Raw genomic sequence first — 25,994 nt, 5'->3', positions numbered from 1 at the left:
TGGGTCGCGCTCATCGCCCTTTGCTCCGCGTCCAGATCTTGCGCATCGTCCACCGGTCGACGGCGCCCCAGCTGTACTTGTAGGCCTCTTGTCCGCGCAGAAAATCGAACTCTTCCGCGCCTTCGCAGATCGCCTGCCTTATCGCTTGGCCGATGAGCAGCGCGCCGGGACTTTCATCGGCATAGGCCGGATCGAAGCCACCGAGATAAGCGCAAGCGCGGCCACGATGATGGAACCCGTAATAGGCGCCCACGATCGCGTTACCGATCGTGACAAGCCAGCATCGGGCAAGCACCTGTGCGACCAGCTGCGGCAGCGCCTGACGGTGGAATGCTTCCACGCGGGAATCGGACAGAACGCCGTCGCCGTGTCCGGCCCAGCGCGCGCGGTGAAGGCGGATCAGGTGGTCGAGGAATATCTGCGGATCGGACAAAGCGGGTTCGATGGAGACACTGCCGCGTCTCGACGCGGCCCTGTGGGCGCGCCGCAATTGGCGCCTCCGCCGTGCCGGAACGCAGCCTTGAAGCGTCTGGTCGCCAGCGAGGGCGAGCACCGGGCAAGCGGCGTGACCGACGGGTTGGCACGATTCGAGCGCGGCATGCCTGATGGCAAGGCCGGCGCCGCCGGGAGGCAGATCCTGCAAGATCCACTGTGACCAGCCGACGGAAAGAACGGCGCCACCGATGACTGCGCCGACCGGTTCGGCCATCTCGGGAAGACAAAGGACATCCAGATAGTCGCTCAACGAAATGCCGAGCGGAAGCAATCGCGCGCCGGCGTCGTGGCGTTCCAGATAGAGTGGCGCCAGGCCGACCAGATCGTCGCCACGCCAGACGGCGACCGTCGCTAGCTCGCCGGGAGCAAATGTCCGCCACCATGGCAGCAACCATGCGGGAGACTGGAACGGCGTCGCCGAGGGACTGCGCGACCAAAGTTCCCACCAGTGCGGCTCGAGGGCTTCGAGGTCCGCCGGATCGTCGATGATCTCACTGCGGAGCATGTCCTGCTCACCTCGCCGTCGCGAGCTGCCCGCTGTCTGTGCCGAGCCGTGCCAGCGCCCGATAGGCGTCCATGTAGGAGGAAACCATGCGGTCGAGTGAAAAGCGCCGCCGCGCCTCGGCTCGGCAGGTCTCGGGGTCCAGGCTGGGTGCGGCAGCGATGGCTTCGGCCATCTCGTCGACATCCCCGACCAGATACCCGGTCTTGCCGTGCTCGACCACATCCGGCAGTGCGCCATTCGGGAAGGCCACCACGGGGGTGCCGCAGGCGAGCGCCTCCATTGCGACGAGCGAACTGGTCTCCGCGGCAAGGCTCGGGATGACTAGGCAGCGGGCTGTATTCAGCAGGCGCCGCTTGGCGACAAAGCCGAGCGGACCAAGGAAGCGGCGCCGGTCGTCCAGCCGGGGTTCGACCTCGTCGCGAAAATACGCTGTGTGCGTTTCATAGGGGTAGACCTTGCCACCGATGACCAGCGGCACGCTGGCCTTCTTGGCTGCGTCGAGCGCCAGATGGATGCCCTTTTCCGGGCAGACGCGGCTGAGCACGAGCGCAAAGTCGTGTTTGGCCTGCGGCTCGCTCAGCGCGTCGACGTCCACTCCGTTGGGAATCGGCCCAATCAGCCTGGCTCCCGGCGGCGCGGTTCTTTGCTGAGCCGCCGATACCGCATGCAGCCACAGATCCTCCCGCGCCGGATTGAGAGCGTCGGCCGGATACCAGTCGAGCGGCAAATGCAGGGTCACCAATGTCGGCCCGTCGCCCGGCAGATAGGCATCGAAATCGATACCGTGCAAATGGACCACCTCGATTGGCCAGCGAGCGCGCGCGGTGGCAATTGCGGCGCAATGAGCACGCTGCGCCCGGCGCTTGGCCGCTTCATCGAGCACGCCCGGTTCGGCCGGCGTCTCGATGAGGACACCCGCAGCGCTCGAGCCCTGGCAGCCGATCACGATCGAGCGGTGTCCGGCCTGTACGAGCGCCTGGTCGAGCATCGACAGCACCTGCTCGGCACCACCGACCGCATCCGGCCCGACCGGGGCGAGGGGATAGGCGACGTTGAGGATGGTGAGCGTCATGGCTGGAGGGCCGAAGCTCCTCACGCTGCGGAGGCGCGCAGCCTGCAGACCGAAGGGGCAGCGATGCTGCCGGCATATCGGCGCGTCATTGCCGCGCAGAAGTCGGCGAATTCCTCCGGCACCAGCGGCGGACTGCTGTGGTGCGGCATCATTCCGCGGTGTTCCGGCGTGAAGCAGAAAGTAACCGTCACGTCGAAGTCGGCCAAAGCCTCCATCTGCCGGTCGAACCAGTCAAGTGCGTTCGGCCTGAAGCTGTCGGCCCAGGAAAGCCCGGTACGCAGATTGGTGACGCCGAGGCGTTTCATCCAGGCAACGGCGTCGTCCAGCCGGTGATCTTCGAAATGGAACCACTGCACCAGTCCCATTGCCGGCGTGTGGTGAAGGAACTCCTCGAGCGCGGGCTTTGGCGTGCCGTCCTGGCGGAGCAGGCCCATGTAGAAATGGCGGTAGTAAGACGAGCCTTCCGCCTCGCGATGGCGTGTCGTCGCTTCCCACTCGCGCGGCAGGTCGTAGAGGCTGTACCATTGGATGCGCGGCGCGTTGCCGATCAGCAATTCCGCGGTCCGGCGCAGGCCCCAGACCTGTACCTCCTCGGCGCCGAAGGTCGATACGCCGACCTCGCTGACCCATACCGGAAGATCGGTGACAGCCGAAATCTCGCCGATCTTCTGCGGCCATTCGTGGATCTGCCAGAGGTTCCAGTCGAGCGGAAAGCCGTGCACGGCGACTGCGTCGACATGATCGAGCACGCCGAATTCCTTCATCCGTGTCATGAAGCCGGCATCGATCGGCGAGATGCCGCCAAGGACTTTGGTCAAGGCCGGATTCTCCAACGCGATCGCGTCGGCGGCCAGGATTGCCGTAGCGGCGAAGCGGCTCCAGTCGGGGTCGAGCTCGGGATCCCAGTGGGATTTGTTGTTGGGCTCGTTCCAGATCATCGCGGCTTCAATCATTTGTCGGTCCTTTCGACGGGTAGACGGCGCCGCCGCCGGCCGGCACGTCGCCGGTGCGGCAGAAATAGACCTCCTGCTCCGGTTGCAGCACGATCTCGAAGCCGGCGCTGCGCAGCATGGCTTCGGTGCAGGCGCGATTGGGAATCCACCAGTTGGTCGGGTCGTCGGCGTAACGATGCTCGATGAAATGTAGCTTTGGGAACTCCGGCCGGTCGAACAGGTCGTGGGTCCAGAAATGATAATTCTGCTCGAGCGCCGGCACGTTGGTGCTGCCGCGCTGCATCGACTGGAAGATCATCAGGTCCCGGGCGACGTGCTCCCGGATCAGATCGAGTGCGAGCAAGGGATGGCGCAAATGGTAGAGCACGCCCATGAACAGCACGATGTCGAACCGCTCATGCAGGGCGCCAACGTCGTAGACCGAGAGCTGCCGGAATTCGATGTCGCAGTCTGCTACCTCGGCGGCAAAGCGCGCCTGCGCCAGGTAAGCCTCATCGAAATCGATGCCAAGCACGCGGCCGGCGCCGCGGCGTTTCATCTCGATCGAATAGAAACCCGCATTGCAGCCTATGTCGAGCACCGCCTTGCCGGAAAGATCGGCGGGAATGGCGTCGGCGAATTTGCGCCATTTGATCAGCGGATAGTTGCCAAGGAAATGGTCGGGAGCGGTTTCGATGCCGGCCAGTTCCATATTGTGGAACCATGGGCCGAGCGCATCGATACGGCGGCGGATTTCGGCATCGGAATGCAGCATGGCTAGCCTCTTTCGCCTGCGAGGACAGGGACGTGCTGGTGGCTGGGCAGCGTAATGTCGACTTGATCGTCCCTGGTACCGGCAGCGCTTTCAAGCAGGCGAAGTGCGGTGCGGTAGCCGTTGAAGGTGCCGACGTCGACATAGGCGGTGCCAGCCTTGATGCCGCAGGCATCGCCTCCGGCGGCGAGATAGGCATTGACCAGCGTGCCGATATATTCGTCGCACCGGTCCCGTTCCCGCCACAGCGCGGCGAGCTGGTGAAGGGTGCGGCCGGGCATCTTGAACGCACCCCAGATCCAGTTCGATTGGGCATTCTGCTGCTTGACCTGGATTTGCTTCACCCGGCTGTCCTGGTCGACAACAACGGCGTCGAAGAACTCCGGCTGGTCCACCGGAAACAGCAGGAAGGACAGGCCGTCGTCCGGGAGGGCCAGGAAGCCGTCTTCGGGAAACCAGATCGTATCAGGCAACCCGACCAGAACGGTCTCATCGGCTGTGACGAGCGGTGCGGCACGGAAGATGGCGTCGCAAAGGCCGACCGGAGAGGGCTGCACCACAAACAGCGCAGTCGCGTCGGCATAGCCGGCAGAATAATATTCGAGGATATCCGACTTACCCGAGCCGATGACGAAGCAGATCTTGTCGGCCCCCGCGCGCACCATGCGGCGCACCAGGTATTCGCTGACCGCGCAAGGCCGTTCGGTGTTGCCGTCGATGCGGCTGCCGACCGGCAGAAGCTCCTTCGAAAAGCCGAGCGGCTGGATGCGGCTTCCCCGTCCGGCTGCGGGCACGATGCCCAACATCAAACTGCCTCCTTCAACGGCTCGCCATGCGTGGAGCCGTGCAGTGCATCGGACAGGATGCGGTCGAATTCCTTCGCGCGCCGTGCCGAGGTGTGTTCCTCCAGCACCCGCTCGCGCGCTCGACGGCGGATGGCGTCAAGCTCGGCGTCGGACAGGTCGAGCGCGGCGACCACGTCGTCGGTGCTGTTCGCCACGACGATCTCTTCGCCGGGCCGGAAAAAGGCCTCCAGTCCCGGCCATGTGTCGCTCACCATCGCGGCACCGCAAGCGGCGGCTTCGAACAGCCGGCCAGATGGGCACCAGCCCCTTTCTGCCATCGCCTCGCGGGTCACATTCAGAGTCAGCCGTGATGATGAAAAGAAGGCGGGGTGGTCGGCGGGCGGCAGGTGACGGACGAAGAAAATATTGTCGCTCCACGGGAATTCCTGCGGATATTGTGCGCCGCCAATGATGAAGCGGCGCTCCGGCAGGCGCGCAGCCGGACTGACCAGCAGCCTCTCGACCCCGGCCTGGCGGTCTGCCGCATAGGTCCCGAGATAGGAAAGGTCGCCGGCAAACTCCGGCCTGGGCGGAGCCGGCCGGTGTCGCTCTGGATCGACATGGCCGTAGAGCGGCATGACGTGGCGCGCACCCAGCATCGACCTCAATGCGTCGATCGCGGTTCCTCCCGTGTAGCTCAGCACGAGATCGAAATCGCGAAGCCCTTCCGGCCCGAAATAGGCCGGAGGCTCACCTTGTTCGATCCGCGCCAGCGTCACCGGCGTGTCCAGATCGTAGAACACCTTCAGTCCGCGGCAGGCCTGGTGGGCAAGGCGCGACGCGCTCACGGCATCGGGGCAATAGGAGGTGACGATGACGACATCGGCCTCACTCATCGCCTGCTCGGCAACGCTCTGGATGTCCTGCCAGTCCGGATAAAGGACAATGCTGCCGCCATCCAACTGATCGAGGTCGCGCGTCCCGGCATAATAGGGAGTGTTGCGTTCGAAGAAGGTGATGGACCAGCCCAGCCCGGCCATCGCCCGGATCAATCCGCGCCACAGTGTGGCGTGCCCATTGCCCCACGACGATGTCACGGTAAGACCGAAAATAGCCATACGCATCCGGCAATTCCTCGTCAGGCAGCTTCGTTGAGTCTGATCAGCTTCGACCCCCAGTCCCCCCAAACAACCGTGGTGATCGAGGCTGGGTCGATATCGAAGCGAAAGCAGTTCCCCAGCGACAGGCCGAGCACCTTGCACACGGCGGCCTTGATGACGTCGGCATGGCTGACCAGTGCGACGCCCTGGTTCTGGTAGGTGCCGCGGACCTGCTCGATCAATGAGACGACGCGTTGCTGCACGTCCAGCATGGTCTCGCCGCTCGGTGTTCTCGCCTGCTGACGCTGGTCGTTCCACACCCGCCAGTCGGCATCCTGGTTCAGCTCCTCGAAGGTCTTTCCCGACCAGGTGCCGAAGTCGATCTCATCGATCTCCTCGCGGATCGCGATTTCACCGGCATTGCAGGCGAGCGCGATCGGATTGGCAGTCTCCTGCGTGCGTTCGCGCGGGCTGCAGAAGATTGCCGCTATCGCCTCACGTGCCATGCGGTCTGCCAGATGCGAGGCCTGTGCCTTGCCGGCTTCGCCGAGGCAAACGCCGGCCATCCTTCCGGCAAGATAACAGCCGACATTGTCGTGCGCGGCGTGGCGCACCAGAAAGAACGTCGTCGTCATTCCGCGGCATCGAGCATCGGCTCGTCCTTGCCGGCGATAAAAGAGAGCGTGCGCTGGCGCGCTTCCGCGTCGGTGAACTGCTCGGGCGGCGATTTCATGAAATAGCTGCAGGGACCGGTCAGCGCGCCCGCGATACCGCGGTCGAGCGCCAGCTTGGCGCAACGCACCGCATCGATGACGACGCCGGCCGAATTGGGCGAATCCCACACTTCCAGCTTGAGCTCGGCATTGAGCGGTACGCCGCCGAAGGTCGTGCCTTCGACCCGGATATAGGCCCACTTGCGGTCGGTCAGCCACGGGACATGGTCGCTCGGCCCGACGTGAATGTTGCCGGGCTCCAGGGGAACGTCGATCTGGCTGGTGACGGATTGCGTCTTTGAGATCTTCTTCGATTCCAGCCGCTCGCGCTCCAGCATGTTGAGGAAGTCGGTGTTGCCGCCGAAATTGAGCTGGTAGGTGCGATCGATGCGCACGCCGCGCTCGCGGAACAGGTTGGCGAGCAGCCGGTGGACGATCGTCGCACCGACCTGGCTCTTGATGTCGTCGCCGATCAGCGGCAGGCCGTGCTGCTCGAAGCGCCGGCGCCACTCCGGCCGCGAGGCGATGAAGACGGGTATACAGTTGACCAAGGCACAGCCCGCCTCGAGCGCGCACTCGGCATAAAAGCGCGTTGCCTCCTCCGAACCGACAGGCAGATATGACACCAGGATTTCGGCGCCGCTTTCGGCGAGGATCTTGCTGATGTTGGCGACGGGTTCGTCGGCCTCCACGATCTCGTCACGCAGATATTTGCCGATGCCATCCAGCGTCGGTCCGCGTTCGACGCGGGCGCCGGTAGGCGCTACATTGGCAAAGCGGAAAGTATTGTTCGGCGCGCTGTAGATCGCGTCGGCCACATCGCGTCCGACCTTGCCCTTGGCGACGTCGAAAGCGCAGACCACTTCGATGTCCTTGACATGGTAGCCGCCAAGATCGGCATGCATCAGCCCGGGTATGGGCTCATTGCTTCTTGCGTCGCGGTAATAGGTGATGCCCTGAACAAGGGAGGAGGCGCAGTTGCCGACGCCGACTATTCCGATCCGAACTTTCTTCGATCCCACGAAACCGCTGCCTATGCTGTTGAAGGTAAGTTCTTCGTGCCAAACCGCCTGCCTCGCTGATTGTTCCTTGCCGGCTGCAAAAATCGTGCAACCGATGGTGGATCAAAGTAGCGCTCGCCGAGTTGTGCAGTGAGGCCAACCGGGACGGGACAATGATCGTCTATGGCGACCACAAGCGAATTGAGAGCGCGCGACATGTTCGCAGCTCGGCCTGCGAAGCGGCCGGGCACATTGCGGACATGCCCAGCGGGATCGAACGCCACGCAGCCCTGGTCGGCCTGTTCATCAAGACCTCGGAATTGGTCCAGGGCCTTGCCGATGCTGAATTCGAGGCCAACGGCATGGACAGGAATTCCCGACAGCGGATCGCGGGCGCAAATCTCCTGGTCGGCTTGGCCCGGGACGTGGGCAGATCGTGGAGGGCCGGATTCGCCGTCGACGGCCCGATCGATGCCGACGTGCCGCGAATGCTGGCCGAACTCGATTGCGACGGCGAAATCCTCATCGGCACGGCCGAGGGCTACGCCCATTACGCGCTCTATCCGGAAAGCTATTTGGTCGCCGCGCGGCAGTCGGGTCTCGATGCGAACACATGCGTAATCGGCATCCGCAGCATCGGCCTGGGGCTTGCAGCGATGGTGGCTGCAGCCATCGGCGCACAGGCACCCGTCGGTGTCCGTCCGATCGGTCATCCGTTTCGCAGGCGGCTTGCCGCCGATCCGGAACTGATCGGCGGCTGGAGGACAAGGCCATCGGCCCATTTCGCTGTCGTCGATGAGGGCCCGGGCCTGTCCGGCAGCTCGTTTCACGCCGTCGTCGCATGGCTGCAAGCGCTGGATATCGATGCCGGGCGCATCCATCTGTTCCCCAGCCATTCGGGTGGGCCGGGTCCCGAGGCATCGGCGGACATCCGTGAGGCATGGACGGTTTGCCAAAAACACACCGCGGATTTCGAACGGACTTTCCCCGCGGGATCCGCTCTGCCGGCGCTGCGGGATTGGGTGGCCAGGACGATCGGCCGCACAGCGGTCAGCCTGATGGAAATATCCGCCGGAGAGTGGCGTCGCTTGCATTATGGCTCGCAGGATCATTGGCCACCCGTCCACCGCGGCTTAGAGCGGCGAAAGTTTCTTGCTTCTGCGGGCCGGGAAAAATGGTCGGTCAAATTCGTCGGCCTCGGTGAAATCGGAATGCACAAGGCCGAGACTGCCAGGAGGCTGCATGACGCAGGCTTTGGCCCGGAAATTGCCGGGCTGTGCCATGGCTTTCTCGTCGAACGCTGGAGCGACGGTGCAACGCTGGAGCGGGCAAGGCATTCGAAACAAAAAATGGTCGCTCATCTGGCGCGCTATCTCGCCTGGCGCGCAGCCAATCTGCCCGCCTCCGGGCCGGGTGCCTCGCTGGAGGCGCTTGCCGACATGGCCGTGCGGAATACCAGCGAGGCGCTGGGCGAAAGCCGCGCGGCGGAGCTGCGGAACTGGTTCTCGAAACAGGCTTCACCAAAGACCATGCAGCGGGTCGAAATCGACGGGCGGCTTCATCCGTGGGAGTTCATCCTTTCGCGCGGCGGAACGCTGATCAAGACGGACGCCCTCGACCATTGCCGATCGCACGATCTGATCGGCTGCCAGGACATCGCCTGGGACATTGCCGGCGCCCGTGTCGAGTACAGCCTCTCCGACGCGGCGACTGCGGCACTGTGCAAAGCTGTCGAGGCGACTACGTCTCGTCCCGTCGATGCCAAACTGGTCCACTACTACGAGCCCTGCTATCTCGCCTTCCAGCTTGGCTTGTGGAGCATGGCTGAGCGATCGGGCGATGATCGGGAACAGATCCGGCTGGCGGCCGCGGCAAGACGTTACGCTGCCGCGCTGCTTCGTTTCCTGGAAAGCCAAGGCGACCTGCGGCCCTTCGAGCCCGATCAATCCAGCCGGCGCAGCATATCCGCTTCCTTTTCGAGGATGGCGGCTACCTCCTCGCGCTGAAGATGCGTCATCATCAGGCTCACACAACATTCCAGATAGGTGATAGAGGCGCGCCGCAGGAAGGCAGCCGTCTCCTTTGCGGCCATTTGTTCGATGTCTTTGGCGGATCGCTTCGGATGCACAGTCGTCTCCGTGCCGGTACCTTGGCAGAACCAGAAGCTGGACGGGTTGTTCCCGCGACGAGAAAAAGTGACCAAATCCGAAACGACCGCGCGATCATACAGCGGCCAGACGCTCCTCGCCTCAGGCCGGCAGGTTTTGCAGCCGGCCTGATGCAGAACGCACGGTGGCGGCAATTCGACGTCTTCTGTCGATCATCTGCGCCGTCTCAAGCTCGGCAAAATAGCCGATCGTGTGCATCAAACCCTGCCTGAGCGGCACTTTTGGCGACCAGCCGAGAAGCTTTCTCGCGCGGGAAATGTCGGGTTGCCGACGACGAGGATCGTCTTGCGGCAGCGGCAGGAATTTCAGGCCCGATTTGGTTGCGGTCATGCCTCTCACCAGGCTCGCCAGTTGCAGGATGGTGAACTCCCCCGGATTGCCCAGATTAACCGGCTGGCGTGGATTGGGATCGACCTCCATCAGCCGGATCAAGCCGTCGACCAGATCGGAAACGTAGCAGAACGACCTGGTCTGCAGCCCGTCGCCGAATATCGTCAGCGGCCGTCTCTCGAGTGCCTGCATGATCAGATTGGAAACGATCCGTCCGTCCGCAGGGTCCATCCTGGGACCATAGGTGTTGAAGATGCGCGCGACACGGATATCGGCCTTTCCCATTCTCAAATAATCGAAGCATAAGGTTTCGGCGGTGCGCTTGCCTTCGTCATAGCAGGCGCGGGGCCCGATGCAGTTCACGTGGCCGACATAGTCTTCCTTCTGCGGATGCTGTTCGGGATCGCCGTAAATTTCGCTGGTGGACGCCTGCAGGAACCGGGCGCCATTGCGGGCGGCGAGCTCCAGCAGATTGAGCGTTCCGATGACGCAAGTCCGCGTCGTATGGACCGGGTCGGCCTGGTAACGCGGCGGCGAGGCCGCGCACGCCATGTTGAAGATGCGGTCAACCGGTTCGCCAAGCTCCAACGGTCGGCAAATGTCTTGCTTGATCAGCCGAAAATCCGGACGATCGGCGATCGATGCTATGTTCTCCATGCGGCCGGTAAGGAAATTGTCGACGCAGATCACGCGCCAGCCGGCCTGGAACATTGTCTCGCAAAGATGCGAACCGAGGAAACCTGCGCCGCCGGCGACAAGCACGGTCTTGGTCCGTTGCGCCTTTCTTGATAGCTGCATCTCTATCTTCTCCCGTCTGCGGGTCATGCTGCGCTCTCGACGTCCAGATCGAGAACAGAACCTGGCGATTTGGCCTGCGCCAGCAGCGAAACGAATTCGCGGGCTCTTGCGATGCTTGTGTGAGCTGCGAGGATGAGCACGCGCGCCTGCCTGGCCATGGCAAGCCGGGCGCCGTCGGATTCCCCGGACAGGATACCGACTACGTCCTCGGTCCTGCGAGCCGTGTGGATCGTCCGCTCTGGAAACAGGCTGTCCAGTCCGGCCCAGCTATCGCTGATGATCGCCGTGCCGCAGGCGGCTGCCTCGAAGAGGCGCACGCTGGGCGACCATCCGGCCGCGATCATGGAACTGCGCGTGACGTTCAACGTGTAGCGTTGGCGGCTGTAAAAGGCGGCGTGATCTGCCGGCGGCAGGTGTTCGATGCGATCCACATTGTCCGGCCAGGCGATTTCGCGCGGATATTGCGAGCCTGTCACGACGAAGCGGCGCTCTGGCATGCGACGCGCCGGTTCGAACAGCAGGGCCTCCAGCGTCGCCTGGCGGTCGGGGCTGTAGGTGCCGAGATAGCCGAGATCCCAGCGGATTGGATCACCGGTTCCGTGATGCCGTTCCGGGTCGACGGAGCAGTAGAGCGGCTCGGCCCGCCTCGCGCCGAATTCCGCCGTTAGACGGGCAAGCGTCGGCCCGCCGGTGAAGGAGAAGTAGACGTCGAAATACGGGACCTGCCGCCTGGCAATGTACTCGCAATCATCGGTCGAAAGCTTTGCCAGCGTGATCGGAGTGTCGATGTCGTAGAAGCAGAACTGACCCGTGCACAACGATGCCACGACGTCGATGATTTCAGGGCCTTCGGGAACGAAGGAGCCGACGACCACGATATCGGCATCGCGCAGGCAGCGCGCAAAATTGCGGCGAAGATCATCGATCGTTTCATAGTAGCGCAAGGCGCAGAAATCGGGATCGCGCAGATCCCGGTGACTTGCGTACCACGGCACGTCGCGTTCGAGAAAAGTGACGCGGTGGCCGAGTTCGTGGAGACCTTTAAGCAGCCCCCGAAAGGTGGTGGCATGGCCGTTTCCCCAGGATGAGGAGAGCGACAGGCCAAGAAAGACGATGTCGAGCGGCTTCGTCATTCGGCCGCCTCCACGGTCGGACGCTCGAAATGGCGCCTGAAGATGGCGTCGGCCAAAACGGCCCGTGTCGTATAGGTATGTTCGCCAAGTACCCGCCGAAGCGCCGATGCCCCGATCGCCTTGGCCCGTTCGGCACTAAGGCTTTGCATGATCTCGGCGACGTCCTCGCCATCGCGCGCGACCAGGATTTCCTCGCCGGGTTTCAGGAACAGGTCGACGCCGAGCCAGGCGTCGGTGATGAGGCATGCGCCGGCGCCCGCCGCCTCAAAAACGCGCGTCGCAGGTGAAAAGCCATTGGCCGCCATGCTGTCGCGGCTGATGTTCAGCACCGCCTTGGCCGTGACGTTCAATGCATTGTGGTCGCGCGTGCCGACATGGCCGAGCCATCGGACATTGGCGGGCATCTGCTTGTCGCCCCAGCCCGATCCGCCGAGCAGGAAGCGCTGATCGGCGGAGCGGCCGGCCGGGTCGAGGAAGAAGGCCTCGACGCGCGCCTCGCGGTCCGGCAGCCGGTTGCCGAGAAAGGCGAGATCGCAGGCAAAGCGCATGTCCTTGCCGACCGGATGATGCGTTTCCGGATCGAGCGCGTTGTAGATCGGCACGCATTCGGCCGCCCCCATTGCCCGATAGGCCCAGACCACCGGGTCGCCGCCGCCATAGGTCAGCACGAGGTCGATTTCCTGCAGCGCGCGATGCAGCGGATGGTCGGGCTCGTCGCGCAACTGGCCAAGCGTCGCCGGCGCATCGACATCCCAGAATACGGTGAGCGCATCGGCACGGGCGTGATCGAGCACCGCCCGCAACAGTGCGTCGTCGGCGAAACCGACGCCGCTCGCCTTGACGACGATATCTGCCTCCGCCGCTCGCGCCGCCACCTGCATCATGGCATGCGGAGTGGCCTCGTAGACGACGACGGCACACCAGTCCGGCGCCTCGATGTCGCGGTTCTTCTGGCGATCGTAGACATCGGGCTCATAGAAGGTGATGTCGTAGCCGAACCTGGCCAAGGCCTTGAGCAGCCCGCGGTAATAGGTGGCCGCGCCGTTCCAGTAGGACGACAGCAGGCTTGACCCGTAAAATGCGATCTTCATTCGGCGGCCTCCTTTGCAAGGATCGTGTCGGCGGCTTGGCGGCGCCCGCATTCGGCGAGCACGCCGAACAATTGATCCGCCCGGTGCCGGCATGTGTGCCGCAAGCGGATGGTCTCGAGGCCCGATGTCGCCAGAGAAGCGGCGAGGTCCGCGTCGTGCAGCACGGCGCGAAGATGACGCCGCATCTCGGAACCGTTGTTTGCAAACAGAAAATCTACGCCGGGCCTGAACAGGCATTCGACATCGGACCACGGCGCCGAAACGAGCGGGATGCCGCAGGCGAGCGCCTCGAACATGCGGATGGTCGGGATGCCGGGCAGGCTTTCGCGGTATGGACGCCGCGGGATGTGAACCGTGATGCGGTTCGCCGCGAACGCCTTCGGCACGTCGGCATTGGCGATCCAGCCTTCGCAGCGCAGGCCGGCGGCCGCAAGGTCGGCGAGCGCCTCCCGCGGATAGCGAACGCCGTGGACGGTTCCGCTCAGGCCGAGTTCACGCACCGGGCCGACCAGGAACTCCCTGATTTCGGCACTGCGCTCGTCGTCGCCCCAATTGCCGATCCAGATAAGGTCGGAACTACGCTCGATTTCAGGATGCGGCTGGAACAGGTGGTCATCGGCTGCCTCGTGCCAGGTGAAGACCCGCTTGCCCCATCCGGCGCGAAGATAGCTTTCCCGCAGCGCCTCGCCGAAGGCGAGCACGCCGTCGTAATGTTCAAGCCGCAAGGCGGAAATCGCTTGCGTGGCCGAGATAGCGCGATGGTGCGTGTCGTGGAACAGCAGCGTGAAACGGCCGCCAGTTGCTTTCGCCCTGCCCAGCCGCGCAACAAGGTCCGGCTCGGTCCACTCATGCACGATCACCACATCGGCGTCGGAGATCCAGGCTTCGTGGTCGAAAGCGGCATCGTAGGTCACCGGCATCAACTCGGGGAAGTCCTTCCGGAATCGCTCGATTGCGAAGGACCCTTTCTCGGCCAGCAGGTTCGACCGGCTCCAGCCGTCGGCGGGCTCCAGCGCGATAGCCTGGTGCCCGCGCGCGACCAGCTCACGCATGATGCCGCGCAGGAAATGTGCGTTGCCGTGGTTCCAGTCGGAAACGATCGAATGGGTGTAGAATAAAAATCGCATAATCAATTATCCGCCATGGTGGCCAGGGCCGCCTTGTCGTAGACGCCGCGCATGGCGGTCGCCTGTCTTGCCAATGAAAATCTGCGGCTTCGGCGAGCGGCTGCTTCACCGAGCTCTCGCCGGCGCTGCGCGTCGCTGCAAAGGCTGTTGACGCATCTGGCGAGATCGCCCGGATCGCGCGCGTCGAAGAACATGGCCGCCCCGTCCCACAATTCGCGATAGGTCGAGATATCCGCGAGCACCAAAGGCGTCTTCGACATCGCGGCTTCCAGCGTGGCCAGGCCGAACGGTTCGTAGAGCGACGGCGATACGAAAATGCCTGCCCGCGCCATCAGCGAGCGCACTTCCTCATGTGGCACCGGTCCGACGGGAACGGCGTGACTGAAGCCAACATGCTGGCCGTCCGGGCCTTGCAAGGAGCCGGCGACGAAGACCGGCCATTGCGTCAGGGAGGCGGCCTGGTCCAGCACCGCCGCATTCTTTCCTTCGTCCCACCAGCGCGCGGCGGCGAAAACCACCGATTCCCGTCTTTCGCTCTTCGCGCCGGGCCGCGCCCCGTTGCCGACGACGCTCAGGCGGGCGATCGGCCCGTAGCAGGTTTCGAGCATGTCGGCATGGCTGCGGCTGGGTGCAACGACAATGCCTGTTTTGTCGAAACCGCGCCGGTTGCGGTCCTTCTGCCAGGCCCATTCGCCGTCCGCCGCCTGTCCCTTGACGGCGTGGAACCATGTCACCACGCAGGAATGCGACACCGTCACGATCGGGCAGGGCACATCGAGCCCCGCGGCCTGCGTCGGCGCGTTGAGATGGACGATTTCGACGGCGTAGTCACGTATGAGCGGGTGCAGCTCCCGCTGCAATGTATCGAGGTCGTGCTCGTTGCGGGTCATCCAGTCGGGCGGCGTGTTGAGCCAGGTCAGCGCCGCGAATGACTGGGCCTCCTCCGCCTGCTGCCTGGACGGTTCCGGACCAAGCCCGGCAAGCACGACGCTGTCGCCGCCGGCGACCAATTGCCTGGCCAGATCGAGCGCATAGCGCCAGACGCCACCGACGGCATCGACGGTCATCAGTATGCGACGCGGCGGGCTCAGCGTCCGCAACATGTGGCCTCCAATTCAGCCAGCGGACGCGGACGCTTCTCCTGGATGTCGCTGAACGTTCGGAAGGATGCGAGGTAATGTTCATGCGCGCGCTCCCAGGCGAGATCGTCCGGCTCGCCCCAAAGTTCGCGGTAGCTCGGCGAACTCGGATAAGGATAGAGCGGCACCGGTTCGTTGGCCCAAACGCCGTTGTCGATCAGGTGCTTCCGCCAATAATCGACGAGCGCGGGATCGTCCTCGACCACGCCGATCAGATTGGCCTGCACGAACGGCACGTGGCGCCTTGCGTCGACCAGCAGCGCGGCCAGCTCCTCGGTGCCCAAACGGCAGCGTTTTGCCAGCATGGCGCGGCCTTCCACAGTCAGGCTTTCGAGGCCCGCCTCGATCGAGACGCAGCCGGCGGCACCGAGCAGCTTCAGCAATTCCGGCTTCCAGAGGTCAATACGGGTCTGCACGCCGAACTTCACATCGCGATCGACCAGCGCCTCCAGCAATGCCTTTTGCGGCAGGAAGATCTCGTCGATGAAGTAGATGTAGCCGACACCCTGTGCGATCAGCCGGTCGATCTCGGCGATCACTGCTTCGTGGTTCCGGCGGCGGTAGGCATCGCGGAAATCGATCTTGGCGCAGAAGCTGCAATTATACGGGCAGCCGCGCGACGCCTCGACCTCCGCGCCAAAGCCGACCTGGTTGTCGTCGAAGCGATGATGGTGGTGCGAATGCGCGGCAATCCAGTCCGACGGCCATTCGAGCGGCGGGTGATCGATGAACGAGCTCGCATGCACGCCGCCGTTCGAGACCAGTTCTCCATCCTCGAAATAGGCCGTGGACGGCACCGCGCTCCGGTCGTCGCGCCGGGCAAGTTCCGCGACCACTTCCTCGCATTCGCCGCGCACGACGATGTCGACGCCTAGCTTGCGCAAAGTCGGCGTCGGCGTCGCCGAGCCATGCGGCCCGACGGCGACGGTGCGACCGCCGCACCCGGCAAGATGATTGAGGAAATCGGCCGGCACCCGCAACTCGGGCGGTGCGCAGCGCCAGAACAGGTAGGTCGGCGCGGTGCTGACGACGGTCATGTCAGGCTCGAATGCGGCGACGCGATCGGCGAGCGCGGCGTTGTCGAGCTTCTGGATCTGCCCGTCCAGCATCAGCACCTCGTGGCCGGCGGCGTCGAGCAGCGCTTTCGAATAGCCGAGTTCGAGCGGCAGATGCGGCTGGCGGCAGCCGAAATAGATGCTGTCCTGGTACGTCCAGGACGGATTGACCAGAGCGACCCTCATGCCACGTACCTCGCCGGTTCGGGATGCGGGTCGAGGCGATGACGCTGCAGCCAGTCGGCGAGGTCGCGGATGCCGTTTTGCCACGGGACGTGCGCTTTCCATCCCAGCGCCGCCTCGATCGCGCGTGTGTCGGCGACGAAGAACGGTTGGTCGCCGGTGCGTTCGCGGTCGTAACGGATCGGAACGTCCCGTTTCGTTATGTCGCGAATCTCGTTCAGCAGCGTGCGCAGGCTGACGGCGTTTTGTGGTCCGCCGCCGAGATTGAATGCTTGGCCGCTGATTTCCTCGATCCGGTCGAGCACGGCGCGATAGGCCGCGACCGCGTCGGCAACGTGGAGGATGTCGCGCACCTGCTTGCCGTCGCCATAGATGGTGATCGGCCGGTCCGAGAAGGCGCTAAGCAGGAAGTGGGCGACCCAGCCCTGATCCTCCGTCCCGAACTGGCGCGGTCCATAGATGCAGCTCATGCGCAGCACCGCCGTCGGCAGGTCGTATGACTTGGCGTAGTCGAGGACATACTGGTCCGCCGCGCCCTTGGAGCAGCCATAGGGCGTGCAGAAATCGAGGCCGCGCGTCTCGTCGATGCCGTGCGCATGGATGGCCGCGTCGCGAGGCGCGTATCTGCCGTCCTCTTCGCGCATGGCGAGATCGGCAAGGCGGCCATAGACCTTGTTGGTGCTGGCGAAAACGACGGGGGTGCGCTTGCCGCTGCGGCGAGCGGCTTCCAGGACGTTGAACGTCCCGCGCAGGTTGACGTCGAAATCCTCGTCCGGTCGAACCAGGCTCGTGGTGACGGCGGTCTGCGCTGCAAAGTGGAAAACCGCCTTTGAACGCGCCACCAGCGGCGCGAGCGCCTCGGCGTCGCGGATATCGGCGATTTCGATGGTCAGGCGGCTGCCGTGCTTTTGCGTCAGCCATTCCAGGTTCTGCTCGACGCCGGGACGGCTCAGGTTGTCGATGACCAGCACCAGTTCGCCATCCGACAACAGGCTGTCGGCGAGGTTGGAGCCGATGAAGCCGCTGCCGCCGATAATGGCGATGGGCATTTCGCGAAAATCGGGTGACTCCGGTCTCATGATACCAGCCCTCGCGCTTCGAGTTCCCGCTTCATCTCGGCGCTGCGATCGATGGCGACCGTGTTGCGCACCCAGGCGACGAAATCGCCGAGCGAATGCTCCAGCCGGTACTGCGGCTGGAAGCCGAGCAGTTCGCGCGCCTTGGAGATGTCGGCAAAGCAATTGCGGATATCGCCGGAGCGTGCCTTGCCGAGGATTTCCGGCTGGCGGCCAGGCACGCCCATCGCTTCGGCGAGCAGCCGGGCGACATCGCTGACCGCGTAGGCTCGCCCGCTGCCGATGTTGATGACGTGGCCGCGTGCCTGCGGCTGTTCCAGCGCCAGCCGGAAGGCGCGGGCGACGTCGCGTACATGCACGAAATCGCGCTGCTGTTCGCCGTCCTCGAAGATCAGCGGCCGCTGGCCGTTGGCGATGCGCGAGGCGAAGTTCGCGAGGACGCCGGTATACGGGTTCGAGAGCGCCTGTCCGGCGCCGAAGACATTGAACAGGCGCAGCGCCACCGCATCGACCCCATAGGCTTCGCCGAAGATCAGTACGGCGCGTTCCTGGGCGTATTTCGTCAGCGCGTAAATTGAGGCGAGATCGACCGGTTTCTGTTCGTCGGTCGGCAGCGGCGACAGGACTTCACCTTCCGGGGACAGGGGATTCCATTGGCCGCTGCGGATATCGTCCGGCTGCCGTCTTGCATTGTCGATGCGCCGGCCGTCCGGCGTCGCATAGAGACCCTCGCCATAGACGCTCATCGACGAAGCAACGACGATCCGTTCGATCGGGCGTTTGATCAGCGCTTCCAGCAACGTGGCGGTGCCGAGGTCGTTGGCGCCGACATAGCGGGCGATCTCGTACATGGACTGGCCGACGCCCACTTCAGCCGCCAGGTGAATGATCGCGTCGACATCGTCGACCGCCTCTGAGATGGCGTCGCGATCGCGAACGTCGCCTTTGATCAGCTTGGCGCCTGGCGGCAGGCTGATTGCCTCGCCACCATGCACCTGGTCCAGCAGCGCATCGAGAATTGAAACCCCATAGCCATGTTCAACGAGTTCCTGGGCGACGTGGCGGCCGATAAAACCGCAGCCTCCCGTGACCAGTATACGTTTCACGACAACTCCTCATACGAATGGCTTTGCCGCCCCAAACTTCCGGGCGAAAGGTTTGTTCCCTTGCTTCAACAAAGTTCCCGGAACGCTGCGCTCCGAAAGCGACCCCGCCTCGGGCTGGGCACGGGAACATCGAAGCGCGCTTGGTGTTAGGAGCCATAATCAACCAACCGCGCGCACATGCCGGGCAGCAATGCATCTGCTGGTTGTGTGAGGGCAGACCGGAGCAACGCGTGAGATCTCGCGGCCTGCGGTGGAATCGAAGGGAGATTGCGATGTCTGAATCCAGGACGACCACCGATCACGACGAAATCCGCCGTTGGGCCGAGGACCGCGACGGGCGACCGGCGGTGGTGCGCACCAAGGGCGAGGGAGGCATACTGCGCATCGACTTCGGCGAGCCTGAAGAGACGTTCGAGCCTGTCGAATGGGACGAGTTCTTCAGGATCTTCGATGAGAACGAACTGGCCTTCCTCTACCAGGATGAGACCAGCGGCGGAAAGACCAGCCGCTTCAACAAATTCGTCGAACGCAGCCGGAAGTAGGATCGCGGCAAACAGCGGCCACGGTCAGTGCAGCAGGTTTGGCCCGCGTGCCCTGACGATGTTTCGCATGATGCCGTTGAGCCAGTCCTCCGTGGAGGAGCCGGATCGTCTCTTGTCGATTTCGCCGATGGCCTGTTCGAGCGTTCGCTCGACCAGCCGGTCGGAGGCCTCCACATCTCCCAGCAGCAGGCGCGCCGCGAGCCTGAGCTTGGGCAGCAGCGAAAATACGTCGTCCGAGGGCTCCGACGATCGGCCTCCTTTCGATGCCGACGTCTCGGCTGGGAAGAGAGCATCGAAGACAGCCTGGCCGTTCGAGGATTTTCGGAGGCTGCTGGCATAGCGAAGGCGCTCAGGAATAACGATGTCTTCGTCGCCGCTGAAAAACACGAACGGCACGCCACGGCGCATCAACTCGTCGGCGATCGGGAATACCCGTCGTCCGTTGAGATTGACGTCCAGGATCGCGGCCTCCGCCTCGTCCGTATGTTTTGATGCCTGTTCGACCGTCGCCACCGGGCCAAGCACCACGGCGCCCATCTTGCTGAAGTAACGTGCAAGATCGCCCGCCAGCATCCATTCGTCCTCGACGATCAGGATATGCAAGCCTTGCAGGTCGCGCACCTCATTGTTCCTTCTTCCTGCGGGATTTACGGCTGTCGGCGCGGACTTCCGCAAAATGGCGGGCCAGGACCTCTTGCAACCGTTCCGCGAGCGCGAGCAGGCGAGGCGGGATGTTTTCAGATACCGGGAACTTGGTCAGATCCGGCGAGGGCAACAGGATTCGCTTGGCCGGCTTTATTTCAGGTGGTCGTCTTGCCATTGGAACCGCCTCCGAAGTCAAATGTTAATGCCCAGCCGCGGTGCTTTGTTCCGTTACTGGACTATTTACTGGCCTCAGGCTCGGCCCGGTCTTAGTCTGAGGCGTGATTAGGGTCTGAGGCCCGATTTGACGGCTTTGTGTTCGCGGCTGTTACCAGGGGCTTGGCGTGGCATCCCAGAATGGCAGATTTCCCATAGTCGGCGTCGGTGCATCGGCCGGCGGCATTCCGGCGATGGAGGGCTTGTTCAAGGGAATGACCGGCGGCACCGGCATGGCGTTCGTCGTCGTCACGCACCTCAGCCCGGAGCGGGAAAGCCTGCTGCACGAGGTCATCCGACGTTACACCGAAATGCCGGTCTTGGTGGCCGAGGAGGGGGCAGCGGTCCAACCCGACCAGGTCTATGTGATGCCGCAAAACGTCGTTCTCACCATCCGTAAGGGCGCGCTTTCGCTGCGCCGGCCGAACACGTTCAGCCGCGAGCGCAAGCCGATCGATATCTTCTTCAGCGCATTGGCCGAGGACCAGGGCGAGTATGCCGTCGGCATTATCTTGTCGGGTGGCGATTCGGACGGCACGCTCGGCGCCAGGGCAATCAAGGAGCATGGCGGGCTGACCATTGCCCAGGCCTCCAACGGTTCCGGCCCGCGCAATCCAGCCATGCCGCAGAGCGCGATTTCGAGCGGCCTGATCGACATAGCGGCGCCCGCCGAGCAGATCGGTGCAAAGCTTCAGGCGTTTGTCCGCGGTTTCGACGTGCTGAACGGCCTGACCGAAGCAGACGACGAACACAAGGCCGAGATGGATCGAGCCCGCGATGAAATCTACACCATTTTGCGCAGCCATTCCGGTCACGACTTTTCCGGCTACAAGGCCAAGACGTTCCTGCGTCGCGTAAAGCGGCGCATGCAGATAACGCAGCTGCAGTCGATCACCACCTACACAGAACGGCTGAAAAGGGATCCGGACGAGGTGGCGAAGCTGTTTCGCGACCTCCTCATCAACGTCACCAGCTTTTTTCGCGACGCCGACGCGTTCAAATTGCTGGAGGACAAGATCATACCGCAGATTTTCGAAGGCAAGAACGCCTCCGATGCGGTGCGTGTGTGGGTGCCCGGCTGCGCCACCGGCGAGGAGGTGTTCTCGATCGGCATGCTGATGCGCGAGCGCATGGAGAAACTTTCGGCGCAGCCGCGCGTCCAGATATTCGCGACCGACATCGATGAGCCGGCGCTCGCGGTGGCGCGTGCGGCACGTTATCCAGAAGCGCTGCTGCACGGGCTTTCGCCCGAGCGCAGGCAACGCTTTTTCCACAGTGACGGCGAGAGCTATGTGCTCGGCAAGGAGGTGCGCGAACTGTGCATCTTTTCGCCGCACAGCATTATCCGCGACCCTCCCTTCTCGCGCATCGACATGATTTCGTGTCGCAACCTGCTGATCTATTTCGGCCCGCAGATCCAGAACCGGGTCATCCCGATCTTCCACTACGCGCTGCGCCCGGGCGGCTATCTGTTCCTCGGGACCTCGGAAACCATCGGTCAGCACGGTGACCTGTTCGCCACGGTCGACAAGAAGCAGCGGATATTCCAGGCGCGGGAACATGCCACGCCGCGGCCGCCGGTCCTGATCGGCAATGGCCGCACGGGTGCCCTTCCGGTCGGACGCGGCGGCTCGAAGAAGGATGCGACCAGCCATTCACTGCGCCAGGCGATCGAGGCTCAGGTGCTGGAGCGGTTCGCCCCGCCTCACGTTCTGGTCAATGGCGATGGCGACATCGTCTACTATTCGGCGCGGACGGGCAAATATCTGGAAGCGCCGCAAGGCGCCCCGAGCCGGCAGTTGCTGACCCAGGCCCGCCACGGGCTGAGACTGGAACTGCGCGCCGCGTTGCGGGAAGCAGCCACGACGCGCCGCACGGTCGTGCGGGAGAATATAGCGGTCGAGGAAGACGACGAACAGCTTCAGTTCATTACATTGACGGTCGAGCCATACACGGAACGCGGTAATGGCGAGCCCCTCTACCTCGTCCTGTTCAATCCGGTGGGACAGTCCCAGATCCGCTCCGAGCCGGCACACGAAAGCCGCGGCACCGACGACGCGGCCGATCTCGAGCGGGAGTTGCGCGACACACGCGAGCGGCTGCAATCGACCATCGAGGAATACGAAACCGCGCTGGAGGAAGTAAAATCTTCGAACGAGGAACTCGTCTCCGTCAATGAAGAGGCGCAGTCGACCAATGAGGAGCTTGAGGCCTCGAAGGAGGAGATGCAGTCGCTCAATGAAGAGCTAAACACCATCAACGCGGAGCTGACCGGCAAGATAGAGGAACTCGATCGCGCCAACAGCGATCTCAGAAACTTGTTCGAAAGCACGGAAATCGCCACCATCTTCCTCGACCGCAACCTTGTGGTGCGGACCTTTACTCCCGCCGCGTCGTCGTTCTTCAACTTGCGTCCGTCCGATGTCGGCCGCCCGCTGACCGATCTTTCGAGCCGACTCGACTACCCCGAGTTGAAGCGGCACATCCAGGCGGTGTTCGAGACGGGAGAGACCCTGAACCATCACCTTGCGCGCGATGACAACGGCCGGTTTCACCTGGTTCGCATCAACCCTTATCGGGACAAGAGCGGCGGCGTCCAAGGCGTGGTCGTGACCATGATCGACGTGACGACGCTGGCGCAGGCGGAAGAGCGTCAGCAGGTGCTCATCTCGGAGCTGAACCATCGCGTCAAGAACATGCTGGCGGTCGTCGCCAGCATCACCAACCGGACCCGTGAAAACTCGGCGTCGAAAGACGAGTTCGCCGACGCCTTGATCGGCCGCCTGCAGGCGATGTCACGAGCATACAGTCTGCTCTCGCGAGAAAGCTGGACCGAAGCTTCCGTCGAGGAACTGCTGCGCCAGGAACTCGATCCCTTCGGGGCCGAACGGTTCGAACTCCATGGCAAACGGGTGAGCCTCAAGCCGGTACAAGGGCTTTCCTTCGGCATGGCAATCCATGAACTGGCGACGAATGCCGCTAAATATGGCGCCCTTTCGAAACCTGCCGGGCGGATAGTCGTGAAATGGTCGGTGGCGGACGGAACCTTCAGGCTCACTTGGCGCGAGAAGGGCGGCCCCCGCATCAAGGAGCCAACCGACAGCGGCTTCGGCCTTACCCTTCTGCGCGGAGAAATCGGCTACCGGCTGGGCGGAAAGGTTGAAACAACTTTCCACTCAAATGGTTTGGAGGCGGAAATCGCATTCCCTCTGACCCGTGAGGGCTCGTCGTGACCGGAAAGATGCGTGTGCTGATCGTCGAGGACGAATGGCTGATCGCCGACGACGCGGCGGCTTACCTGCGCAAAGCCGGCCATCAGGTGGTTGGACCTGTTTCGTCGGTAACGGCGGCACTCCGGCTCGTTGGCGAAGGCGGGATCGACGCCGCGTTGCTGGATATCCAGTTGAACGACGAGACCAGTTATCCGATCGCGGAAGCGTTACGGATGCGCGGTGTTCCGTTCGCCTTCCTCTCCGGGTATGGCGAACGCGAAATTCCAGCCGGGTTCCGCGCTTGCAGGATGGTGCAGAAGCCGGCGAGCCAGAGTGCGATCCTGAATGCCGTGGATGAACTCGCGCGAGCCGGCTGAGATCGCGATTGAAAGTCGCGCCAGGTCACATCGGCGTGGTGCGTGCCTGCCGCGAACGACGAACGCCTATGGCAATATCCGCACCGGTACCGATTTGACCGCCGGAACATGAGCCCTCTCGGCTCTGTGCCACAAAGGAACCAGCGGGTTGAGCTCGGGGTAGTAACCGGCACAATTTCCCTCCGGCACCGAGTAAGGCGTGATGCGCAGTCCGTGCACGCGGCGCTCCACACCGTCCCGCGCGTTGGCTTCGAGATCGACCTCCTGTCCCGCGCTCAAACCGAGGCGCTGGATATCCTTTTCATTCATCAACAGCACCATACGTGTGCCGCTGATGCCGCGCAGCCGGTCGTTGTAGCCGTAGACGGTGGTGTTGAACTGGTCGTTGGAGCGCACCGTGATCAGTGTCAGCACATCATCGCCGGCGACATCGATGTCGGGATCGGTTTCAAGGCCACTTGGCAGCTTGAAATTGGCCTTCTTGTTCGGCGTCTCCCACACCCGCTTGCTCGCCTTGATGTCGCGATGGAAGCCGCCGGGCGTCAGGAAACGCTCGTTGAAGTCGCGGAAATGTTGGGGGTAGCAGCGCTCGATTTCGTCGCGGATGCGGGAATAATCCCCAACCCACTCATCCCATGGGATCGAACTCCTGCCCGGCACCGTGGCCTTGGCGAGTTCGGCGACGATCCTGGGCTCTGAAAGCAGATGCGGCGAAGCCGGAGGTCGCGATCCGAACGAGCCGTGGATACAGGCGGTGGAATCCTCTACCGACACCCTTTGGTCGCCGCTTGCCTGATGGTCTCTTTCCAGCCGTGACAGGCAAGGCAGCAAATAGGTTGCCCGGCCGGCGGCCAGGTGACTGCGGTTGAGCTTGGTCGCGATCTCGACATGCAGGTCGAGCCCACGCCAGGCTTTCTCGACCAGGCCGGTTTCCGGCACGGCCCGCACGAAATTGCCGCCGAGCCCGACGAAGCCCTTGACCGATCCGTCGATGACGCCTTCGCAGGTTTCGACCGTATCGAGACCTTTTTCGCGCGGCGGTTCAAAGGCGTAGAATTCGGCGAACTTGTCGAGCGGGACGAGCTCGGGTTTTTCCGATATGCCGACGGTGCGCTGCCCCTGGACATTGGAATGGCCGCGCAGCGGCGAAATGCCGGCGCCGGGTTTTCCGATATTGCCGCGCAGCATCAAAAGGTTGCACAGCATCTGGACGTTCTCGGTGCCGTGCCGATGCTGGGTCAAGCCCATGCCGTAATTGCCGATCACCGCGTTGGCATGGCTGTAGACCTCGGCGACATGCTCCAGGTCGGTCTGCGCAATGCCGGATCGCGCGACGATATCGCTCCACTGGGTTTTGCGCAGGAAGGCTTCGAATTCGGCGAAGCCATGCGTGTGTTCGGCGATGAAAGCCGTGTCGAGGACACGCGTCCTGCCGCTTTCGCGGGCGTCGTCGTCGAGCGCCAGCAACGCCTTGGCGATACCCGTCATCGCGGCGATATCGCCGCCCGAACGAACCTGGAAGTAGTCGCTGGACATTTTGGTACCCGGTCCGGGCGACAGCATGTCGAGGGGGTTTTGCGGATTCTTGAAGCGCTTCAGTCCCCGCTCGGGCAAGGGATTGAAAGTGAAGACGGGCACGTTGCGTTGACGTGCCTCCTGCAGCGGATGCAGCAGGCGCGGCGCCGTCACCCCGGTGTTGTGCCCGAAGAAGAACATCATGTCGCATTTCGCAAAGTCTTCGAGCTGCACGGTCCCGACCGGCGAACCGATCGATTCCGGCAAGCCGACCGAGGTCGATTCGTGACACATGTTGGACGAATCGGGCAGGTTCGAAGAGCCATAGATCCGCGCAAAAAGCTGGTACACGAACGAGGCCTCGAGCGAGGCCCGGCCGGACGTGTAGAACACCACCGATTTGGGATCGAGCCGCCGCAGTTCGGCAGCGATGTCGCGGAATGCATCGTCCCAGGAAACCGGCTCGTAACGGTCGGTAGCGGCATTGTAGCGCATGGGCTCGGTAAGCCTGCCCTGCTTCTCAAGATCGTGGTCCGGCCAATCGAGCAGTTCCGTCACCGAATGCTCGGCGAAGAAAGCCGGTTCGCAGCGCAGCTTGGTCTGGTCCCACATCGTCGCCTTGGCGCCGTTTTCACAGAATTCGAAAGGCCTCGGCTGGGCTGGCTTTGCCCATGAGCAAGACACGCACATATAGCCGTCGGCCTTGTTCTGCTTGAGCAGCGTGCTCCATATCCCGGACAACAGCAGGCCTTCGCCGCGCGCCTTGCGGACCAGGGATTTGAGCGATCCCCAGCCGCCTGTCGGGTGGTCGTATTTCTTGGTTTCGATGCGATCGGTTACGGCGGGTTTCATGCGAGCCACTCCCTGTAAGAAGAGCATGCATAAGAACCCGCCGTAAGGCTGAATGTT

Annotated in this window: 23 protein-coding genes; 4 read left to right on the top strand and 19 right to left on the bottom strand. The window is 63.3% G+C overall.

The annotated features are described in order from the left end of the window. Positions 1-10: 10 nt before the first annotated feature. From NKH30_RS02360 to NKH30_RS02325, 8 genes are read right to left on the bottom strand one after another with little or no spacing between them, the layout of a single operon-like run. Entirely contained in the window at positions 11-1,000 is a 990-nt protein-coding gene (locus NKH30_RS02360) for a GNAT family N-acetyltransferase (RefSeq protein ID WP_352472870.1), read from the bottom strand. Between the two features lie 7 nt (positions 1,001-1,007). Then, complete coding sequence (locus NKH30_RS02355) at positions 1,008-2,072, bottom strand: glycosyltransferase family 4 protein (protein ID WP_352472871.1); 1,065 nt, start codon at positions 2,070-2,072, stop codon at positions 1,008-1,010. 20 nt (positions 2,073-2,092) lie between these two features. Next, positions 2,093-3,025, bottom strand: coding sequence for a glycoside hydrolase 5 family protein (locus tag NKH30_RS02350; protein ID WP_352542039.1), 933 nt, complete (start codon positions 3,023-3,025; stop codon positions 2,093-2,095). Next, entirely contained in the window at positions 3,018-3,779 is a 762-nt protein-coding gene (locus NKH30_RS02345) for a TIGR04290 family methyltransferase (protein ID WP_352472873.1), read from the bottom strand. The genes NKH30_RS02350 and NKH30_RS02345 overlap by 8 nt, the downstream gene beginning before the upstream one ends. 2 nt (positions 3,780-3,781) lie before the next feature. After that, positions 3,782-4,582 carry a nucleotidyltransferase family protein gene (locus NKH30_RS02340; protein WP_352472874.1) on the bottom strand — a complete coding sequence of 267 codons (801 nt, stop codon included), beginning with the start codon at positions 4,580-4,582 and terminating at the stop codon, positions 3,782-3,784. Beyond that, a complete protein-coding gene (locus tag NKH30_RS02335) occupies positions 4,582-5,685 on the bottom strand; it encodes a CgeB family protein (protein WP_352472875.1) in 1,104 nt (367 codons plus the stop codon). Before NKH30_RS02335 ends, NKH30_RS02340 begins: the two co-directional genes overlap by 1 nt. A 14-nt stretch (positions 5,686-5,699) precedes the next feature. Beyond that, positions 5,700-6,296 (bottom strand): histidine phosphatase family protein, encoded by a 597-nt coding sequence (locus NKH30_RS02330; RefSeq protein WP_352472876.1) that lies wholly within the window; start codon positions 6,294-6,296, stop codon positions 5,700-5,702. Beyond that, positions 6,293-7,396: an inositol-3-phosphate synthase gene (locus NKH30_RS02325; protein WP_352472877.1), complete on the bottom strand. Its 1,104-nt coding sequence runs from the start codon at positions 7,394-7,396 to the stop codon at positions 6,293-6,295. The genes NKH30_RS02330 and NKH30_RS02325 overlap by 4 nt, the downstream gene beginning before the upstream one ends. 239 nt (positions 7,397-7,635) lie before the next feature. Here NKH30_RS02325 and NKH30_RS02320 point away from each other — a divergent pair, with 239 nt between their 5' ends. After that, positions 7,636-9,381 (top strand): hypothetical protein, encoded by a 1,746-nt coding sequence (locus NKH30_RS02320; RefSeq protein WP_352472878.1) that lies wholly within the window; start codon positions 7,636-7,638, stop codon positions 9,379-9,381. Positions 9,382-9,624: 243 nt separating this feature from the next. On the opposite strand, the gene NKH30_RS02315 is transcribed toward NKH30_RS02320, so the two are convergent. The 8 genes from NKH30_RS02315 to NKH30_RS02280 are packed head-to-tail and all read right to left on the bottom strand — an operon-like array spanning position 9,625 to position 18,581. After that, positions 9,625-10,671: a UDP-glucuronic acid decarboxylase family protein gene (locus NKH30_RS02315; RefSeq protein WP_352472879.1), complete on the bottom strand. Its 1,047-nt coding sequence runs from the start codon at positions 10,669-10,671 to the stop codon at positions 9,625-9,627. Positions 10,672-10,694: 23 nt separating this feature from the next. Then, the gene (locus tag NKH30_RS02310) at positions 10,695-11,804 is read right to left on the bottom strand and encodes a CgeB family protein (RefSeq protein ID WP_352472880.1); all 1,110 of its coding nucleotides are present in this window, start codon (positions 11,802-11,804) and stop codon (positions 10,695-10,697) included. Further along, positions 11,801-12,895, bottom strand: a complete 1,095-nt coding sequence (locus NKH30_RS02305; RefSeq protein ID WP_352994030.1) for a CgeB family protein — start codon at positions 12,893-12,895, stop codon at positions 11,801-11,803. Before NKH30_RS02305 ends, NKH30_RS02310 begins: the two co-directional genes overlap by 4 nt. Further along, positions 12,892-14,022, bottom strand: coding sequence for a CgeB family protein (locus NKH30_RS02300; RefSeq protein WP_352472881.1), 1,131 nt, complete (start codon positions 14,020-14,022; stop codon positions 12,892-12,894). The genes NKH30_RS02305 and NKH30_RS02300 overlap by 4 nt, the downstream gene beginning before the upstream one ends. A 2-nt stretch (positions 14,023-14,024) precedes the next feature. Next, complete coding sequence (locus NKH30_RS02295) at positions 14,025-15,125, bottom strand: glycosyltransferase family 4 protein (protein WP_352472882.1); 1,101 nt, start codon at positions 15,123-15,125, stop codon at positions 14,025-14,027. After that, positions 15,110-16,402 carry a TIGR04295 family B12-binding domain-containing radical SAM protein gene (locus NKH30_RS02290; protein WP_352994027.1) on the bottom strand — a complete coding sequence of 431 codons (1,293 nt, stop codon included), beginning with the start codon at positions 16,400-16,402 and terminating at the stop codon, positions 15,110-15,112. Before NKH30_RS02290 ends, NKH30_RS02295 begins: the two co-directional genes overlap by 16 nt. After that, the gene (locus NKH30_RS02285; protein WP_352472884.1) at positions 16,399-17,478 is read right to left on the bottom strand and encodes an NAD-dependent epimerase/dehydratase family protein; all 1,080 of its coding nucleotides are present in this window, start codon (positions 17,476-17,478) and stop codon (positions 16,399-16,401) included. Before NKH30_RS02285 ends, NKH30_RS02290 begins: the two co-directional genes overlap by 4 nt. Beyond that, complete coding sequence (locus tag NKH30_RS02280; protein WP_352472885.1) at positions 17,475-18,581, bottom strand: NAD-dependent epimerase/dehydratase family protein; 1,107 nt, start codon at positions 18,579-18,581, stop codon at positions 17,475-17,477. The genes NKH30_RS02285 and NKH30_RS02280 overlap by 4 nt, the downstream gene beginning before the upstream one ends. A 272-nt stretch (positions 18,582-18,853) precedes the next feature. Between NKH30_RS02280 and NKH30_RS02275 the strand changes: the two genes are divergently transcribed. Then, positions 18,854-19,123, top strand: coding sequence for a hypothetical protein (locus tag NKH30_RS02275; protein WP_352472886.1), 270 nt, complete (start codon positions 18,854-18,856; stop codon positions 19,121-19,123). A gap of 24 nt (positions 19,124-19,147) precedes the next feature. On the opposite strand, the gene NKH30_RS02270 is transcribed toward NKH30_RS02275, so the two are convergent. Both NKH30_RS02270 and NKH30_RS02265 read right to left on the bottom strand, forming a co-directional pair. Next, complete coding sequence (locus NKH30_RS02270) at positions 19,148-19,744, bottom strand: response regulator (protein ID WP_352472887.1); 597 nt, start codon at positions 19,742-19,744, stop codon at positions 19,148-19,150. A 1-nt stretch (position 19,745) separates the two neighbouring features. After that, positions 19,746-19,943: a hypothetical protein gene (locus NKH30_RS02265; RefSeq protein ID WP_352472888.1), complete on the bottom strand. Its 198-nt coding sequence runs from the start codon at positions 19,941-19,943 to the stop codon at positions 19,746-19,748. Positions 19,944-20,109: 166 nt separating this feature from the next. On the opposite strand from NKH30_RS02265, the gene NKH30_RS02260 reads away from it, so the two are divergent. Together NKH30_RS02260 and NKH30_RS02255 are read left to right on the top strand one after the other, a co-directional pair. Further along, positions 20,110-23,214: a CheR family methyltransferase gene (locus NKH30_RS02260; protein WP_352472889.1), complete on the top strand. Its 3,105-nt coding sequence runs from the start codon at positions 20,110-20,112 to the stop codon at positions 23,212-23,214. Positions 23,215-23,222: 8 nt separating this feature from the next. After that, complete coding sequence (locus NKH30_RS02255; RefSeq protein ID WP_352472890.1) at positions 23,223-23,570, top strand: response regulator; 348 nt, start codon at positions 23,223-23,225, stop codon at positions 23,568-23,570. A gap of 66 nt (positions 23,571-23,636) precedes the next feature. Here NKH30_RS02255 and NKH30_RS02250 read toward each other — a convergent pair whose 3' ends face one another. Then, a complete protein-coding gene (locus NKH30_RS02250) occupies positions 23,637-25,937 on the bottom strand; it encodes an FdhF/YdeP family oxidoreductase (protein ID WP_352472891.1) in 2,301 nt (766 codons plus the stop codon). Positions 25,938-25,994 lie beyond the last annotated feature (57 nt).

The organism is Mesorhizobium sp. M1273 (assembly GCF_040318195.1).
GTDB lineage: Bacteria > Pseudomonadota > Alphaproteobacteria > Rhizobiales > Rhizobiaceae > Mesorhizobium.
Note: the sequence above shows the minus strand (reverse complement) of the source record. Positions and strands in the feature narration are given on the sequence as shown.

Bases quoted from the DNA above. Each gene is read 5' to 3' on its own strand.
- NKH30_RS02360 (WP_352472870.1), bottom strand. From the start codon at position 1,000: ATGCTCCGCAGTGAGATCATCGACGATCCGGCGGACCTCGAAGCCCTC.
- NKH30_RS02355 (WP_352472871.1), bottom strand. From the start codon at position 2,072: ATGACGCTCACCATCCTCAACGTCGCCTATCCCCTCGCCCCGGTCGGG.
- NKH30_RS02350 (WP_352542039.1), bottom strand. From the start codon at position 3,025: ATGATTGAAGCCGCGATGATCTGGAACGAGCCCAACAACAAATCCCAC.
- NKH30_RS02345 (WP_352472873.1), bottom strand. From the start codon at position 3,779: ATGCTGCATTCCGATGCCGAAATCCGCCGCCGTATCGATGCGCTCGGC.
- NKH30_RS02340 (WP_352472874.1), bottom strand. From the start codon at position 4,582: ATGTTGGGCATCGTGCCCGCAGCCGGACGGGGAAGCCGCATCCAGCCG.
- NKH30_RS02335 (WP_352472875.1), bottom strand. From the start codon at position 5,685: ATGCGTATGGCTATTTTCGGTCTTACCGTGACATCGTCGTGGGGCAAT.
- NKH30_RS02330 (WP_352472876.1), bottom strand. From the start codon at position 6,296: ATGACGACGACGTTCTTTCTGGTGCGCCACGCCGCGCACGACAATGTC.
- NKH30_RS02320 (WP_352472878.1), top strand. From the start codon at position 7,636: ATGCCCAGCGGGATCGAACGCCACGCAGCCCTGGTCGGCCTGTTCATC.
- NKH30_RS02315 (WP_352472879.1), bottom strand. From the start codon at position 10,671: ATGCAGCTATCAAGAAAGGCGCAACGGACCAAGACCGTGCTTGTCGCC.
- NKH30_RS02310 (WP_352472880.1), bottom strand. From the start codon at position 11,804: ATGACGAAGCCGCTCGACATCGTCTTTCTTGGCCTGTCGCTCTCCTCA.
- NKH30_RS02305 (WP_352994030.1), bottom strand. From the start codon at position 12,895: ATGAAGATCGCATTTTACGGGTCAAGCCTGCTGTCGTCCTACTGGAAC.
- NKH30_RS02300 (WP_352472881.1), bottom strand. From the start codon at position 14,022: ATGCGATTTTTATTCTACACCCATTCGATCGTTTCCGACTGGAACCAC.
- NKH30_RS02295 (WP_352472882.1), bottom strand. From the start codon at position 15,125: ATGTTGCGGACGCTGAGCCCGCCGCGTCGCATACTGATGACCGTCGAT.
- NKH30_RS02290 (WP_352994027.1), bottom strand. From the start codon at position 16,402: ATGAGGGTCGCTCTGGTCAATCCGTCCTGGACGTACCAGGACAGCATC.
- NKH30_RS02285 (WP_352472884.1), bottom strand. From the start codon at position 17,478: ATGAGACCGGAGTCACCCGATTTTCGCGAAATGCCCATCGCCATTATC.
- NKH30_RS02275 (WP_352472886.1), top strand. From the start codon at position 18,854: ATGTCTGAATCCAGGACGACCACCGATCACGACGAAATCCGCCGTTGG.
- NKH30_RS02265 (WP_352472888.1), bottom strand. From the start codon at position 19,943: ATGGCAAGACGACCACCTGAAATAAAGCCGGCCAAGCGAATCCTGTTG.
- NKH30_RS02255 (WP_352472890.1), top strand. From the start codon at position 23,223: ATGCGTGTGCTGATCGTCGAGGACGAATGGCTGATCGCCGACGACGCG.
- NKH30_RS02250 (WP_352472891.1), bottom strand. From the start codon at position 25,937: ATGAAACCCGCCGTAACCGATCGCATCGAAACCAAGAAATACGACCAC.